12 protein-coding genes are annotated in these 16,177 nt (G+C 70.6%); all 12 read right to left on the bottom strand.

What is annotated here, in order from left to right:
- Nucleotides 1-9 precede the first annotated feature (9 nt).
- Complete coding sequence (locus SS2_RS08650) at nucleotides 10-1,083, bottom strand: PIG-L family deacetylase (RefSeq protein WP_245643465.1); 1,074 nt, start codon at nucleotides 1,081-1,083, stop codon at nucleotides 10-12.
- Between the two features lie 155 nt (nucleotides 1,084-1,238).
- Nucleotides 1,239-2,657, bottom strand: a complete 1,419-nt coding sequence (gene pyk, locus SS2_RS08655; protein ID WP_066463081.1) for a pyruvate kinase — start codon at nucleotides 2,655-2,657, stop codon at nucleotides 1,239-1,241.
- 84 nt (nucleotides 2,658-2,741) lie between these two features.
- Nucleotides 2,742-4,208, bottom strand: a complete 1,467-nt coding sequence (locus tag SS2_RS08660) for a glutamate synthase subunit beta (protein WP_066463082.1) — start codon at nucleotides 4,206-4,208, stop codon at nucleotides 2,742-2,744.
- A complete protein-coding gene (gltB, locus tag SS2_RS08665) occupies nucleotides 4,201-8,778 on the bottom strand; it encodes a glutamate synthase large subunit (RefSeq protein ID WP_066463083.1) in 4,578 nt (1,525 codons plus the stop codon). Before gltB ends, SS2_RS08660 begins: the two co-directional genes overlap by 8 nt.
- A gap of 136 nt (nucleotides 8,779-8,914) precedes the next feature.
- Nucleotides 8,915-9,901: a prolipoprotein diacylglyceryl transferase gene (gene lgt / locus SS2_RS08670; protein WP_245643466.1), complete on the bottom strand. Its 987-nt coding sequence runs from the start codon at nucleotides 9,899-9,901 to the stop codon at nucleotides 8,915-8,917.
- A complete protein-coding gene (gene trpA / locus SS2_RS08675; protein ID WP_066463084.1) occupies nucleotides 9,898-10,716 on the bottom strand; it encodes a tryptophan synthase subunit alpha in 819 nt (272 codons plus the stop codon). The genes lgt and trpA overlap by 4 nt, the downstream gene beginning before the upstream one ends.
- A complete protein-coding gene (gene trpB / locus SS2_RS08680) occupies nucleotides 10,713-11,960 on the bottom strand; it encodes a tryptophan synthase subunit beta (protein WP_066463089.1) in 1,248 nt (415 codons plus the stop codon). Before trpB ends, trpA begins: the two co-directional genes overlap by 4 nt.
- Nucleotides 11,961-12,056: 96 nt before the next feature.
- Complete coding sequence (trpC, locus tag SS2_RS08685; RefSeq protein WP_066463091.1) at nucleotides 12,057-12,869, bottom strand: indole-3-glycerol phosphate synthase TrpC; 813 nt, start codon at nucleotides 12,867-12,869, stop codon at nucleotides 12,057-12,059.
- Nucleotides 12,870-13,017: 148 nt separating this feature from the next.
- The gene (locus SS2_RS08690; RefSeq protein ID WP_066463093.1) at nucleotides 13,018-13,266 is read right to left on the bottom strand and encodes an HGxxPAAW family protein; all 249 of its coding nucleotides are present in this window, start codon (nucleotides 13,264-13,266) and stop codon (nucleotides 13,018-13,020) included.
- A gap of 118 nt (nucleotides 13,267-13,384) precedes the next feature.
- Nucleotides 13,385-14,098 (bottom strand): Trp biosynthesis-associated membrane protein, encoded by a 714-nt coding sequence (locus tag SS2_RS08695; RefSeq protein ID WP_066463095.1) that lies wholly within the window; start codon nucleotides 14,096-14,098, stop codon nucleotides 13,385-13,387.
- The gene (locus SS2_RS08700) at nucleotides 14,095-15,672 is read right to left on the bottom strand and encodes an anthranilate synthase component I (protein WP_066463100.1); all 1,578 of its coding nucleotides are present in this window, start codon (nucleotides 15,670-15,672) and stop codon (nucleotides 14,095-14,097) included. Before SS2_RS08700 ends, SS2_RS08695 begins: the two co-directional genes overlap by 4 nt.
- Complete coding sequence (gene hisI / locus SS2_RS08705; RefSeq protein ID WP_066463101.1) at nucleotides 15,669-16,121, bottom strand: phosphoribosyl-AMP cyclohydrolase; 453 nt, start codon at nucleotides 16,119-16,121, stop codon at nucleotides 15,669-15,671. Before hisI ends, SS2_RS08700 begins: the two co-directional genes overlap by 4 nt.
- Between the last annotated feature and the right edge of the window lie 56 nt (nucleotides 16,122-16,177).

The raw sequence follows: 16,177 nt of genomic DNA on the forward strand, positions 1-16,177 counted from the left end.
GCACGACCATCAGGTCGCCCCGTGGTCCGCGTCTGCCCCCTGCCCGTCCACCGCGGGTGCAGCTGTCACCGACGAGCCGGCGACCGCCACCGTCTCGCTCGCGCGCACGGTCTCGAGCGGTTCGACCTCACGGGCCGGGCTGAAGCGCGCCCAGTAGCGGGCCGTGGCACGCACCACGTCGGGCTGCATGTACTCGCGATGCGCCTGGGAGACATAGGCCGCGAGCATCTCGAGCTTGGTGTCGATGAAGCCGTCGATGTCGACAAAGCGGTTGGGCGCGAAGGCGACTGTCGCCGACGGGCTCTGGAAGCACCACACGTTCTTGACCTGCCGTGCCGCCACCTCCACCGCCTCGTGCACCGCACGATGGTCCTGGTGGCGGTCGTGGGCGCTGTGGGTGTAGATCCTGTCCGGCTGCATCTCGAACACCACCTCCTCGATCGCCGTGATGAGACCCGCGGCCGGGTCGAGGCGGGTGTCGGGGAAGTCGAGATGGATGAGCCGCGCACCGACCACGGACGCAGCCGCCGCCGCCTCGGAACGCCGCGCCGACGTGCTCCCGCCCACGGCCCCACCGGAGAGCGTGAGGATGACGAGCTCATCACCGGCTGCGGCGTGCGCGGCCAGCGTCCCACCCGCAGCGATCTCGACATCGTCTGGGTGGGCACCGACCGCGAGGACCCGTTGGCGAGACTCCGTGCGAACGGCGCGGGCCCGCTGAGCGAGCTCGGTGGCCCGCTGCACGAGCACCGCGGTCGTGACGGGCTTGATGAGAAACTCGTCCGCAGCGCTGCGGAGGGCATCGATCGCGTGATCGACGGTCGGGTAGGCGGTGACGATCATGATCGGCAGGGTCGGGTCGAGGGCACGCACCTCAGGGATGATCTGCAGGCCGGAGGCCCCCGGGAGCTGGATGTCGCTGACGAGCACGTCGTAGGTGCTCCTGCCCAGTGCAGCAAGCGCCTCCTCGGCTGAGGCCGCGACGTCGACGCTCATCCCACCGTGACGTTCAAGTGCGATCCGCATGAATTCGGCTGCGTCGGCGTCGTCCTCCAGAACGAGCGCCCTGAACGTCTCGGCCACGTGTGCCTCCTCGATCGGCGGGTGATCCCACCGTACCCGGACACCTCACTCACGGCGCGGGGTTGCAGGCACAGGCCCTGGCCTGCGCCAGGACGACGAAGCGCCCCCGGTCCGAGGACCAGGGGCGCTTCGACGTCGAGCGGGTCGTGCGTGGATCAGACCTCGTCGCCGATGCGGTGAACGAGGATCGAGTTGGTCGTGCCCGAGACGCCGACCGGTGCGCCGGAGACGACGACGACGAGGTCGCCGACCTCGGCGAGGCCGTTGGCCTGCAGGGTCGTGTCGACCTGGCGGACCATCGCGTCGGTGCTGTCGACCGAGGGAACCTCGTAGGACTGGGTGCCCCAGGTCAGCGACAGGACGTTGCGGACGTCCTGGCGGGGGGTGAAGGCCAGCAGCGGCAGAGCCGAGCGCAGGCGAGACATCCGGCGAGCCGAGTCACCGGACTGGGTGAAGGTCACGAGGTACTTGACGCCGAGGATCTCACCGATCTCGGCAGCGGCACGCGTGATCGCGCCACCGCGGGTGTGCGGGGTCGAGCCGAGCGGGGCGATCCGCTCGCGGCCGAGCTCCTCGGTGCTCTCGATGATGCGAGCCATGACGCGCACGGCCTCGATCGGGTAGTCACCGACAGACGTCTCACCGGAGAGCATGACAGCGTCTGCACCGTCGAGGACGGCGTTGGCGCAGTCCGAGGCCTCGGCGCGGGTCGGGCGGGGAGCGGTGATCATGGACTCGAGGACCTGGGTGGCCACGATGACCGGCTTGGCGGCGCGGCGAGCGAGCTCGATCGCGCGCTTCTGCACGAGGGGGACCTGCTCGAGGGGCAGCTCGACACCGAGGTCGCCACGGGCGACCATGATGCCGTCGAAGGCGTCGACGATCTCGACGAGGTTCTCGACAGCCTGCGGCTTCTCGATCTTGGCGATGACGGGAAGGACGCGGCCTTCCTCTTCCATGATGCGACGAACGTCGTCGTAGTCGGCCGCGCTGCGCACGAACGACAGGGCGATGATGTCCGCGCCCAGGCGCAGGGCCCAGCGGAGGTCAGACTCGTCCTTGTCGGACATGGCCGGCACGGAGACGGCGACGCCGGGGAGGTTGAGTCCCTTGTTGTTGGAGACGGGGCCAGAGACCTCGACGCGGGTGACGACGCGGGGGCCTTCGACCGCGGTGACGCGGACGAGCACGCGGCCGTCGTCGATGAGGATCGGGTCGCCGACGCGGGCGTCGTTCGGCAGGCCCTTGTGCGTGGTGGAGACGAGCTCCTTGGTGCCCACGACGTCTTCGGTGGTGATGGTGAAGGTGTCACCGACGTTGAGCCACTGCTTCTCGTCGTTGGCGAAACGTCCCAGACGGATCTTGGGGCCCTGCAGGTCGACGAGCACGGCGACGGAACGGCCAGAGGCCTTCGCGGCGGCGCGCACGTTGTGGTAGACGGCTTCGTGCTCTTCGGGCTCCCCGTGGCTACGGTTGATCCGGGCGACGTCCATTCCGGCGTCGACCAGGTTCTGCAGCTGCTCGAGGGAGGCGGTTACGGGTCCGATGGTGCAAACGATCTTTGCTCTGCGCATAGCTCCAGCCTAGTTGCTTGTGTAAGTACTGCAGTCGGGACGAAAGTCTTGCGGCGCCCCAGCATGCCAGCTCGGGGCGTGAGGTCAGGGCCGCAACGCGACGGTGGTGGCCTTGACGGGCGCCGGGAGCTCGGTGCTGCCCTGCAGGTATGCATCTACCGTAGCTGCCGTTGCCCGTCCTTCGGCAATGGCCCACACGATGAGAGACTGCCCGCGACCTGCGTCTCCGGTGACGAACACACCCGGGACCGAGGAGGAGAAGTCCGGCCGGCGTGCCAGCAGGCCCCGTGACGTGACCTCCGAGCCTGCCTGGGCGACGATCGACTCGGTCTCCGGACCGGTGAAGCCCATGGCGATGAGCACGAGGTCGGCCGGGATGATCCGCTCGGTTCCCGGCGCCGGTGCGCGCCGCCCGTCGGGCAGGTACTCGGTCGTGGCGACCTTGAGCGCGACGAGCTTGCCCTCAGAGTTGCCGATGAACTCCACGGTCGAGGCGAGGTAGTCCCGCTCCCCGCCCTCCGCGTGCGAGCTGGACACCTCGAAGAGCAGCGGGTCGACCGGCCACGGCTGGCTCGCGGGGCGCTGCAGCGGCGGCCGCTTGCCGATGGCCAGCGTGGTCACCGATGCCGCACCCTGACGCAGCGAGGTGCCGATGCAGTCCGACCCGGTGTCCCCGCCACCGATGACGATGACGTGCTTGCCGGTCGCCAGGATCTGGTCCGGGACCTCCTTGCCGGCCACCACGGCGTTCGCCTGGGGCAGGAAGTCCATGGCGAAGTGCACGCCGTCCAGGTCCTTGCCGGGGATCTCCAACGCACGCGGGACGGTCGCCCCGGTGGCCACGATGACCGCGTCGAAGCGGGCGCGCAGCTCCTCCCAGGTGAGGTCGACGCCGATCTCCACACCGGCACGGAACCGGGTGCCCTCAGCCTTCATCTGCGCCAGACGGCGGTCGATGTGGCTCTTCTCGAGCTTGAAGTCGGGGATGCCGTAGCGCAGCAGCCCGCCGATGGCGTCGTCGCGCTCGTAGACCGCGACGGTGTGCCCGGCCCGGGTGAGCTGCTGGGCGGCGGCCAGCCCGGCCGGGCCGGAGCCGACGACGGCCACGGTCTTGCCGGTGAGGCGCTGCGGGATCTTCGGCACGACGTAGCCGCGCTCGAAGGCCTCGTCGATGATCGACACCTCGACGTTCTTGATGGTCACCGCCGGCTGGTTGATGCCCAGCACGCAGCTCGACTCGCACGGCGCCGGGCACACCCGACCGGTGAACTCGGGGAAGTTGTTCGTCGCGTGCAGACGCTCGATCGCGTCCTCCCACTCCCCTCGCCAGACCAGGTCGTTCCAGTCCGGGATGAGGTTGCCCAGCGGGCAGCCCTGGTGGCAGAACGGGATGCCGCAGTCCATGCAGCGTCCGGCCTGGACGGTGACGAAGGCCGAGTTCTCGACTCGGTGCTCGTGCACCTCGCGCCAGTCCAGCAGCCGCACCTCGACGGGGCGGTACGCCGGCAGCTCGCGCTGACGAACCTTCAAGAAACCACGTGGATCAGCCACGGGAGCCCTCCAAAATCTCTTCCCAGACGCCGGGCGCGGACAGGTCGACACCGTCGGCGTCAGCCTGCGCGAGCGCCGTGCGGATGCGTGCGTACTCCGTGGGCAGGATCTTCGTGAACCGCTCGCGAGCGGCTGCGAAGTCGGCGAGCAGCACGTCGGCCACCCGCGAGTGGGTCTCGTCGAGGTGCCTGCGCAGCAGGTCCTCCACGACGACCGCGTCGTCGTCGTCCAGACCGGAGAGCGTCAGCTCACCGCTGGCTGCCGCCGCGACGTTGAGCGCCTCCCGGCGCAGGTCCAGCACGTAGGCGACCCCACCGGACATCCCGGCGCCGAAGTTGCGACCTGTCCCGCCGAGCACCAGGACGGTGCCGCCGGTCATGTACTCGCAGCCGTGGTCGCCCACGCCCTCCACGACGAGGGTCGCACCGGAGTTGCGCACCCCGAAGCGTTCCCCGACCGAGCCGCGCAGGAAGATCTCCCCCGACGTGGCGCCGTAGCCGATGACGTTGCCGGCGATGACGTTGCTCGGGCCGGTGAGCACCGCGGAGCGGTCCGGGCGCACGATGATGCGTCCCCCGGACAGTCCCTTGCCGACGTAGTCGTTGGCGTCGCCGAACAGCCGCAGCGTGATCCCGTGAGGCAGGAAGGCCCCGAGGGACTGCCCGGCGGACCCGGTGAGCGTGACGGAGATGGTGTCGTCGGGCAGGCCCGCTCCGCGGTAGCGCTTGGTCACCTCGTGCCCGAGCATCGTCCCGACGGTGCGGTTGACGTTGCGCACCGGCAGAGCGATCTCGACCGGCGCACCGGTCTCCAGAGCGTCCGCCGCGAGGGTGATGAGCTGGTTGTCCAGGGCCCGGGCGAGGCCGTGGTCCTGGGTCGTGGTGTTGCGCAGCGACGAGCCCTCGACCGGCTGGGGCACCTCGAGCACCGGAGCGAGGTCCAGGCCCTGCGCCTTCCAGTGGTCGATCGCGCGGCGGGCGTCGAGGGTCTCCACCCGGCCCACCGCCTCCTCGATCGAGCGGAAGCCGAGCGCGGCGAGGTGCTCGCGCACCTCCTGGGCGATGAACTCGAAGAAGTTCACCACGAACTCGGGCTTGCCGGTGAAGCGGGCCCGCAGCTCGGGGTTCTGCGTCGCCACGCCCACCGGGCAGGTGTCCAGGTGGCACACCCGCATCATGACGCAGCCGGAGACGACCATCGGAGCGGTCGCGAAGCCGAACTCCTCTGCGCCCAGCAGGGCGCCGACGATGACGTCGCGGCCGGTCTTCATCTGACCGTCGACCTGCACCACGATGCGGTCGCGCAGGTTGTTGAGCACGAGGGTCTGCTGGGTCTCGGCCAGGCCGATCTCCCACGGGGTCCCGGCGTGCTTGAGCGAGGTGAGCGGGCTCGCGCCCGTGCCGCCGTCGTGCCCGGAGATGAGCACGACGTCCGCGTGCGCCTTGGACACACCGGCCGCGACCGTCCCGACGCCGAACTCGGAGACGAGCTTGACGTGGATCCGGGCGACCGGGTTGGCGTTCTTGGCGTCGTGGATGAGCTGGGCGAGGTCCTCGATCGAGTAGATGTCGTGGTGTGGCGGCGGGGAGATGAGCCCGACGCCGGGGGTCGAGTGGCGCGTCTTGGCGACCCACGGGTAGACCTTGTGCCCGGGCAGCTGACCACCCTCGCCGGGCTTGGCGCCCTGGGCGAGCTTGATCTGGATGTCGTCCGCGTTGGTCAGGTACTCCGAGGTGACGCCGAAGCGGCCGGAGGCGATCTGCTTGACCTTGCTGCGACGAGCCGGGTCGTACAGGCGCTCGGGGTCTTCTCCGCCCTCACCGGTGTTGGACCGTCCGCCGAGCTGGTTCATGGCGATCGCGAGGGTCTCGTGGGTCTCGGCCGAGATGGACCCGTAGGACATGGCTCCGGTGTTGAACCGCTTGACGATCTCCGAGATCGGCTCGACCTCGTCGATGGGCAGCGGCGGGCGCAGCCCTTCCTTGAACTCGAGCAGCCCGCGCAGCGTCATGAGGCGCTCGGTCTGGTCGTCCACGCGCTGGGTGTACTCGCGGAAGACGTCCATCTGCCGCGTGCGGGTGGAGTGCTGGAGCCGGAAGACCGTCTCGGGGTCGAAGAGGTGCTCCTCCCCGTCGCGCCGCCACTGGTACTCCCCGCCGGTGGCCAGGCGCTGGTGCGCCTGGAAGTTGCCCGACGCCGGGTAGGCGTCCGCGTGGCGGGCGGCGACCTCGGCCGCGATGACATCGAGCCCGACGCCGCCAAGCCGGCTCGTGGTGCCGGTGAAGTAGTCGCCGACGAGCTCGTGGGACAGGCCGATGGCCTCGAAGACCTGGGCACCACGGTAGGAGGCCATGGTGGAGATACCCATCTTGGACATGACCTTGAGCACGCCCTTGCCGAGCGCCTTGATGAGGTTGGTCACGGCCTTCTCGGGGCTGACCGTCACATAGCTCGTCGCGGCGAGGTCCTCGACGGTCTCCATGGCCAGGTACGGGTTGACCGCTGCCGCGCCGTAGCCGATGAGCAGCGCGACGTGGTGCACCTCGCGGACGTCACCGGCCTCCACGACGAGGGAGACCTGGGTCCGGGTGTGCTTGCGCAGCAGGTGGTGGTGCACGGCGCTGGTGAGCAGCAGCGACGGGATCGGTGCGAGGTCCTGGTAGGAGTCGCGGTCGGAGAGCACGATGAAGCTCGTCCCGGCCTCCACGGCCGCGTCGACCTCGGCGAAGATCTCCTCCAGGCGGGCCCGCAGGGCCTGCCCTCCCCCGTCCACGCGGTACAGGCCGCGGACGGTGATCGCGCTGAACGTCCCGCCCAGGGACGGCGCCTTGTTGATGTTGATGATCTTGGCGAGGTCGTCGTTGTCGATGACCGGGAAGGACAGCACGACCTTGCGGGCGTGGTCCGGGGTGTCGGCGAGCAGGTTCGGCTCTGGGCCGATCGCTCCGCCGATCGCGGTGACCAGCTCCTCTCGGATCGCGTCCAGCGGCGGGTTCGTCACCTGCGCGAACATCTGCGTGAAGTAGTCGAAGAGCACCCGCGGGCGGTTGGAGAGCACAGCCACAGGGGTGTCGGTGCCCATCGCGCCGAGCGGCTCGGTCCCGGTGTTGGCCATCGGGGTGAGGAGGATCTTGACCTCCTCCTCGGTGTAGCCGAAGGCGCGCTGACGACGCTGCACGGACGCCGGGGAGTGGATGACGTGCTCGCGGTCAGGCAAGGAGTCCAGGTAGATCGAGTTCTCGGTGACCCACTGGTGGTACGGACGCTGTGCGGCGAGCTGGGACTTGACCTCGTCGTCGGAGACGATGCGTCCGGCGGCGGTGTCGACGAGGAACATCTTGCCGGGCTCCAGGCGCCCCTTCTGCACGATGGTCGCGGGGTCGAGGTCCAGCACGCCGGCCTCGGAGGCGAGGACGACGAGGCCGTCCTCGGTCACCCAGAACCGGCCCGGGCGCAGTCCGTTGCGGTCCAGCACGGCGCCGATGAGGGTGCCGTCGGTGAAGGTCAGGCACGCGGGACCGTCCCACGCCTCCATGAGGTTGGCGTGGTACTCGTAGAACGCCCGTCGCTCCGGTGACATCTCGGCGTGGTTCTCCCACGCCTCGGGGATCATCATGAGCACGGAGTGCGGCAGCGACCGCCCTCCCAGGTGCAGCAGCTCGAGCACCTCGTCGAAGGACGCGGAGTCGCTCGACCCGTCCGAGCAGATCGGCAGCAGCGAGCCGAGCTCTCCCAGGTGCTCGCTGTGCAGCTTGCCCTGACGGGCGGCCATCCAGTTCCGGTTCCCGCGCACGGTGTTGATCTCACCGTTGTGGGCGATCAGCCGGAACGGCTGGGCGAGCGGCCAGGACGGGAAGGTGTTGGTCGAGAAGCGGGAGTGGACCAGCGCGATCTCGCTCGCGTAGCGAGGGTCGGACAGGTCCGGGAAGAACGGCTCGAGCTGGGCCGTGGTGAGCATGCCCTTGTACGTGAGCGTCCGAGCGGACAGCGAGGCGAAGAACAGTCCCAGCTCGTTCTCGGCCCGCTTGCGCAGGCGGAAGGTACGGCGGTCGAGCTCGATGCCGGAGAGCTCGCGGGACGGGTCGGCGAGCACGACCTGACGGAAGGTCGGCATGGATGCTCGAGCGCTGGGACCCACGAGGTCCGCGGTCACCGGGACGTCACGCCAAGCGAGGACGTCGAGCTTCTCCTCGGCGGCGATCGCCTCGACGGCGCGGGCGACCTCGTCGGCCTCCTGGCGGTCCTGGGGCAGGAAGGCCATGCCGATGGCGTAGGAGCCCAGCGGCGGCAGGTCCACCGCGACGACGTCGCGGATGAAGGCGTCGGGGATCTGGGTGAGGATCCCGGCGCCGTCACCGCTGTTCTCCTCAGCACCCACCGCACCGCGGTGGTCGAGGTTGAGCAGCGCGGTCAGGCCTGCGTCGACGATGTCCCGGCCGGGTGTCCCCCGCAACGTCGCCACGAACGCCACACCGCAGGCGTCGTGCTCGGCGCGCGGGTCGTACAGCCCCTGCGCGAACGGTGCGTCTGGCCTAGGGGAACTGCTTGCACTTTTCAGCGGCGTGGTCATCAACACCGTCCTCACGGAGGGCCTGCTTGACGCAGACTTTACTTTTCTGGGGGGATTTATGGGGCGCCTATGGCCCAAACGAGTCGACAGTACTGCGCGCTTGTTTCGACGACGTTACGGGTCAGAGTCACTCAGGTCACACGCCGTGGGACTCTTTACCCTCGCCCGGTGCGGAGTCGGTCTCGGTGGCGGGGTGGGTAGCGGTGTCGGTTTCGGTGTGGGCGTCGGTGTGGGCGTCGGCCTCTGCGGCCTCGCGCGCGGCGGCAGCGCGACTCGGATCGGTGTAGACAGACTCTTCACGGCCACCGCCTCGACGTCCCACGATGATGAAGGCGACGAGCGCCCCGAGGCCGACGATGATCGACGTCCAGACGTTGAGTCGCAGACCGAGGATGGTCTCGGCCGCGTCGATGCGCAGCAGCTCGATCCACAGGCGACCTGCCGTGTAGAACATGACGTACAACCAGAATACGCGGCCGTGCCCGAGGCGGAACCGGCGGTCGAGGTAGATGAGCAGGCCCGCCGCGGCGAGGTTCCACAGCATCTCGTAGAGGAAGGTCGGGTGGAACAACGTCCCGACCGGGTAGCCGGCCGGCAGGTGCTGCGCGCTGATCTCCAGCCCCCAGGGCAGCGTCGTGGCGCTGCCGAAGAGCTCCTGGTTGAACCAGTTGCCGAGCCGCCCGATCGCCTGGGCGATGAGCAGTCCCGGGGCGAGGGCGTCGGCGAAGGCACCGAAGCTCACCCCGGCGCGGCGGCAGCCGATGTAGGCACCGACGGCACCGAAGGCGACGGCGCCCCAGATGCCGAGCCCGCCCTCCCAGATCGCGAAGGCCTTGAGCGGGTCGCCGCCCTCACCGAAGTACTTGTCCGGGGAGCTGATGACGTGGTAGATCCGCCCGCCGACGATGCCGAAGGGCACCGCCCAGTAGGCGATGTCGTAGACCTCGTCAGCGGTGCCGCCGCGGGCGACCCACCGCTTGGCGGTGAGCCAGGCGGCGACGAAGATGCCGATGAGGATCGAGAAGGCGTAGGCCCGCAGGGGCAACGGCCCCAGGTGCCACACGCCCGAGCTCGGGCTGGGGATCGAGGCCAGCACGGTCACGGCCTGCTCGGTGGCGCTCACGCGCGGCCCGCTCCCGTGCGGGCAGAGCGGACGCCGTCGGCCAGGCCGCGGGCGACGTCGCTCATCGCGGCGAGGCGCTGGGCGAAGGGTGCATCGCCGAGCAGCGGCTTGACGAAGGCGGAACCGACGATGACACCGTCGGCGTACCGCCCGACCTCGGCGGCCTGCTCCGGGCGGGAGACGCCCAGACCCACGCAGACGCGCTCTGCTCCGGCCGCCCGGGTGGCCGCCACGAGCTGCTCGGCCCGGCTGCCCACGGTCGCCCGCTCGCCGGTGACACCCATGGTCGAGGCCGCGTAGACGAAGCCGCGCGAGGCGGCCGCGGTCAGCGCGAGACGCTGGGGGGTCGAGCTCGGCGCGACGAGGAAGACCTTGTCGAGGTCGCGGGCGTCCGCCGCGGCGATCCACTCACCGGCCTCCTCGGGGATGAGGTCCGGGGTGATCAGCCCAGACCCGCCGGCTGCGGCGAGGTCCCGGGCGAAGGCGTCCACGCCGTAGCGCAGCACCGGGTTGAAGTACGTCATGACGAGCACCGGTGCACCGAGCCCGGCGACCGCCTCGATGACGGTGAAGACGTCCTTGACACGCGCGCCGTTGTCCAGGGCGATGTTCACCGCGTCCTGGATCGTGGGGCCGTCCATGACCGGGTCGGAGTACGGGATGCCGAGCTCGAGGATGTCGGCGCCGGACTCGATGAGGGTCCGCGCCGTCTCGATGGACTGCTCGACCGTGGGGAAACCAGTCGGCAGGTAGCCGATGAGCGCGGCGCGCCCCTCGGCCTTGAGCTCGTCGATCCGGGCGGCGGTGGCGCTCACGCGTCTGCTCCTTCGGCACTGAGGTCGGTGTCGGCGTCGACGAGGTCGAACCACCGTGCGGCGGTGGCCACGTCCTTGTCGCCCCGGCCAGACAGGTTCACCAGGATGAGCTCGTCCTCCCGGCCGGCCTCGCGGGCCTCCAGGCCCAGCTTGATCGCGCCGGCGAGGGCGTGGGCGGACTCGATGGCCGGGATGATGCCCTCGGTCCGGCTCAGCAGGCGCAGCGCCTCCATGGCCTCGGCGTCGGTGATCGGGCGGTACTCCGCGCGCTTGATGTCTGCCAGGTAGGAGTGCTCCGGGCCGACGCCCGGGTAGTCCAGCCCGGCGGAGATGGAGTGGCTCTCCTTCGTCTGGCCGTCGTCGTCCTGGAGCAGGTACGACCGCGCGCCGTGCAGCACGCCGGGGGCGCCACCGGTGATCGAGGAGGCGTGCCGCCCCGTCTCGACGCCGTCGCCGCCGGCCTCGAAGCCCACCAGGCGGACGCCGGCGTCGTCGAGGAAGGCGTCGAAGATGCCGATCGCGTTGGACCCGCCACCCACGCATGCGGCGACGACGTCGGGCAGGCGGCCGGTGAGGTCGAGGACCTGCTGGCGGGCCTCGACGCCGATGATCCGCTGGAAGTCACGGACCATGGTCGGGAAGGGGTGCGGGCCGGCAGCCGTGCCGAAGACGTAGTTGGTGCTCTCCACGTTGGTCACCCAGTCGCGCAGCGCCTCGTTGATCGCGTCCTTGAGCGTGCGCGAGCCGGTGGTCACCGGGATGACCTCGGCGCCGAGCAGACGCATGCGGGCGACGTTGAGAGCCTGGCGGCGCGTGTCCTCCTCGCCCATGTACACCACGCACTCGAGGTCGAAGAGCGCCGCGGCGGTGGCGGTGGCCACCCCGTGCTGACCCGCTCCGGTCTCGGCGATGACGCGCTTCTTGCCCAGCCGCTTGGTCAGCAGCGCCTGTCCGAGCACGTTGTTGATCTTGTGCGAGCCGGTGTGGTTGAGGTCTTCGCGCTTGAGGATGACGCGGGCGCCGCCGGCGTGCGCGGCGAAGCGGGGCACCTCGGTGATGATGCTCGGGCGTCCGCTGTAGGAGCGGTGGAGCTCGGCGAGCTCGGCGGCGAAGGCGGGGTCGGCGACGGCCTTGCGGTACTCGACGTCGAGCTCGTCGAGGGCGGCGATCAGCGCCTCCGGGACGTAACGTCCACCGAAGTCACCGAAGTAGGGACCTTGAAGGTTCTGCAGTGATTCAGACAACGGATGGGGCCTTCCAGGGTTGCGACGGTCTGGCGCCTGACGGGCGCGCCGATGAGGTCGGACCACCCAGGAGGACACCGGGAGAGCTGAAGGGTGTCAGTGCCGGACGGCCCAGAGGGAGGGGTGGGAGCCGGCGGCGACCAGGTCGGCCACGGCGGAGCGGGGGGACTCTCCGGTGACCAGGGCCTCCCCCACGAGCACGGCGTCCGCGCCCGAGCGGGCGTAGTCCATGACGTCGTGCGGGCCGCGGACACCGGACTCGGCGATCCGCACCACGCCTTCGGGCACGGCAGGGGCGAGGCGGGCGAAGGTCGTCCGGTCGACCTCGAGGGTCTTGAGGTTGCGGGCGTTGACCCCCACGAGGCGAGCCCCGGCGTCGACGGCGCGGGTGACCTCGTCGAGGGTGTGCACCTCCACGAGCGCGGTCATGCCCAGGGAGTGCACCCGCTCGATGAGCGACTCCAGCACCGGCTGCTCGAGGGCGGCGACGATGAGCAGGACGAGGTCCGCGCCGTAGGCACGGGCCTCCCACACCTGGTACGGCGAGACGACGAAGTCCTTGCGCAGGATGGGGATGTCGACCGCGGCGCGGACCGCGGTGAGGTCGGCCAGGCTCCCGCCGAACCGGCGCTCCTCGGTGAGCACGGAGATGACGGACGCGCCGCCCTTCTCGTACTCCCGGGCGAGGGCAGCCGGGTCGGCGATGGCCGCGAGGGCGCCCTTGCTCGGGCTGGACCGCTTGACCTCGGCGATGACCGCGACGGCCGCCTCCTGGTTGAGCCGGCTGACGCACTCGAGCGCGTTCGGCTGGCGCAGCGCGCGTTCCTTCAGGTCAGCGAGCGGCGTGGCCGCCTCGCGGACAGCAAGATCTTCCCGAACACCGACGATAATGTCATCGAGCACCGTCATGACGCCTCTTCTCCCCGAACATCGACCGCACCAGCTGAGGCACTCCCCACGGCGGTGTCCCGCATCCGCATCCAGCGGACCTGCTACCGGCCATCGTAGAGCCGAGACGTGACGTGCGACTCATCCGCACGTCACGTGAGACGCGCGGTCAGCGACCGCGCGCGGCGGGCTGACCGTAGCCAGCGACGGAGAGGATCTTCCCACCCACCAGACCGACGACGACGATCGCGGCACCCACCCACACCAGCCACATGGTCGAGATGCACAGCGCGACACCGGCGAGGATCGCCCCGACCACCACGGTGAGGGTGGTGAACCAGGCGGCCACGGTGTGACCGTGGTTCGCGGGCGGCGCGGCGGGCGGCAGGTACGGGGCCTGTGCGGAGCTGTCAGTCATGGGTCATGCCTTTCATGGAAATGTGGTCCCAGCCTATCCAATGCTGGCGTGTGCGGGTCACCGCTGGTGAGGGCGGGCAGTCAGGACCGATCGTGGACGCCGGTCGCGGGAGCAGCGGTCAGCTCGGGTCCTCGCCCTGGGTGAGGGCGTCCCACGCGTCGCGCTCGTCGAGGGCCGGCTCGTCGTCGGGCGCGGTGCCCGCGACCGCGGGCGTGTGCCCGTCGGCGCTGTCACCGGCCGGGCGCGGTGCGGACTGAGCGCCGGTCGTCCGCGGGCCGGCGCCAGCACCGCCCGTCTCGCCAGCTCCGGCTCCGGCTCCGGCACCGGCACCGGTGGCCGGGGTGTCGTACTTGGTGGTCCGGCTCCCCCAGTTGATCGGCGCCACGATCGACCGCACCACGACGGCCATGATCGCCACCCCGCACAGCAGGGTGAGGTAGGGCGCCACGGACACCGACACGTCGCCGACGACGCCGATCACCCCGGTGGCCTCGGCCACCCCGGTGCGGGCGGCGGCCTCGGGCTCGCGGATGATGTTCAGCGCGGACCCGGCGATCACCACCCCGCCCAGGGCCACCACGGCCAGCGCGATCCAGCGGGCGACCCGCCCCACCAGCCCGAGGGCGAGCGCGGCGGCCACCACGACGAGCGCGGCGGCGCTGACGCCGGGTGCGGCGGTCGTGCCGGTGACCGTCACGGTCACCTGCTCATCGAGGACCGTCGATGCGATGGTGGTCAGCCAGGTCGGTGCCGCGGTCGCCACGGCCGCCCCGCCGAGGACGACGAGCGGCAGGACGATCTGGCGCCGTCCCCCACGCGCTGCCCCGCTCACGGCCGTGCTCGCAGCCGGCTCGCGATCTGCACGGACCGCACTGCGGCGGCCGCCTTGTTCCGCGACTCCTCGTACTCCAGGGCCGGGACGGAGTCAGCGACGATCCCGCCTCCGGCCTGGACGCTGGCCCGCTGGCCGCGGATGAGAGCGGTGCGGATCGCTATCGCCATGTCCATCGTCCCGTCGAAGCCGAAGTACCCCACGGTCCCACCGTAGATCCCGCGCGAGGCGGGCTCCACCTCGTCGATGAGCGCGATCGCTCGGGCCTTGGGCGCACCGGACAGCGTGCCGGCGGGGAAGGTCGCGGTGAGCACGTCCAGGGCCGTGACCTCCGGGCGCAGCCTGCCCACGACGGTGGAGCAGATGTGCATGATGTGGCTGAACCGCTTGATCGCCATGAACTCCACCACCTCGACGCTCGTCGGTGCGCAGACCTTGGCCAGGTCGTTGCGGGAGAGATCGATGAGCATGATGTGCTCGGAGCGTTCCTTCGGGTCGGCGAGCAGCTCCACGCCCAGGCGCTGGTCCTCCTCCGGCGTGGCCCCGCGCGGGCGGGACCCGGCGATGGGGAAGGTCACCACGCGACGGTCGGTCACCTTGGCCAGCGTCTCCGGGCTGGAGCCGACAACGGCGAAGTCGCGCCCTGCCGCGTCCACGAGCTGGAAGTAGTACATGTACGGGCTGGGGTTGATGGTGCGCAGCACCCGGTAGACGTCGAGCGGGTCGGCCGGGCAGTCGAGGTCGAGGCGCTGGGAGACCACCACCTGGAACACCTCGCCGTCGCGGATCGCGGCCTTGCCGGTCTCCACGGCCGCCTCGAAGTCCGCGCGTGCGGTGCGGAACTCGAGCTCGGGCTCAGGTGCGCCGTCGTCGAGCACGCGCAGCACGTCGCCGCCCCAGGCTCCGCCGGCGACGAGCTTGGCCTCCATGGCGTCCAGCCGCGCGACGGCGTCGGCGTGGGCCCACTCGACCCGCTCGTCGGTCGCGTCGAAGTTGATCGCGTTGGCGATGAGCCACACAGACCCGTCGATGTGGTCCACCACGGCGAGGTCGCTGGCCAGGCACAGCGTCATCTCCGGCACGCCGAGCTCGTCGGGGGCCGTCGCGGGCAGGGTGGGCTCCCAGCGGCGCACGAGGTCCCAGCCGAGCGCGCCGACCAGTCCCCCGGTGAGCGGCGGCAGGCCGTCGATGGCGTCGGTGTGCAGCACCCGCAGCGTCGCGTCGAGCACCTCGAGCGGGCTGCCCGACGTCGGCACGCCGGCGGGCACGTCGCCGCGCCACACCGCCTCGTCGCCGTCGACGGTCAGCGTGGCTCGGGAGTTCACGCCGATGAAGGAGTACCGCGACCAGCCGCCGTCGATCTCGGCGGACTCCATGAGGAAGGTGCCCGGTCGGCTCCCGGCGAGGGTGCGGTACAGGCTCACGGGCGTGACGTCGTCGGCCAGCAGGCGGCGTACCACGGGCACCACCCGGCGGTCTGCGGCCAGCTCGCAGAACTCCTGCACCTGCGGCCACGTCTGCCCCCAGGCGAGCGTCCCGACGGCGTGCGGACGAGACGTGGGCGCTGCGTTCACGATGAGGACTCCTCTGGGGTGGGGTCGGGTGTGGCCGAGGGCGGGTCGACCGGCTCTGAGGTGACGCCGCCGACGACGGCACCGAGGTCTCCCCCGGTGATGAAGCAGGTCCGCTCCCCGGTGTGGCAGGCAGCACCCACCTGGTCGACCTCGACCAGGAGCGCGTCGCCGTCGCAGTCGATCGAGACGGACTTGACCCACTGCACGTGACCGGAGGTGTCGCCCTTGCGCCAGTACTCCTGGCGGGAGCGGGAGTAGAACGTCACGCGTCCTGACGTCAGGGTGCGGGCCAGGGCCTCGTCGTCCATCCAGCCGAGCATGAGGACCTCGCGCGTGTCGTGCTGCTGCACGATCGCGGCGACCAGACCGGCGCCGTCGCGCTTGAGGCGCGCGGCGATCTCGGGGTCGAGGGAGCTGACGGGGACGGGGGTGGGAGGAAGCGTCGACACCGGTGCATCCTCCCACGACCGCGCCCCGCCGAGCACACCCTGCCCATCCCGTCGGG

The sequence above is a fragment of the Sanguibacter suarezii NBRC 16159 genome (assembly GCF_001552735.1).
Classification (GTDB): domain Bacteria; phylum Actinomycetota; class Actinomycetes; order Actinomycetales; family Cellulomonadaceae; genus Sanguibacter; species Sanguibacter suarezii.

What these genes read in the sequence shown, in the direction of transcription:
- gltB (WP_066463083.1), bottom strand. Translation starts at nt 8,778, where the DNA reads ATGACCACGCCGCTGAAAAGTGCAAGCAGTTCCCCTAGGCCAGACGCA.
- pyk (WP_066463081.1), bottom strand. Translation starts at nt 2,657, where the DNA reads ATGCGCAGAGCAAAGATCGTTTGCACCATCGGACCCGTAACCGCCTCC.
- trpC (WP_066463091.1), bottom strand. Translation starts at nt 12,869, where the DNA reads ATGACGGTGCTCGATGACATTATCGTCGGTGTTCGGGAAGATCTTGCT.
- SS2_RS08690 (WP_066463093.1), bottom strand. Translation starts at nt 13,266, where the DNA reads ATGACTGACAGCTCCGCACAGGCCCCGTACCTGCCGCCCGCCGCGCCG.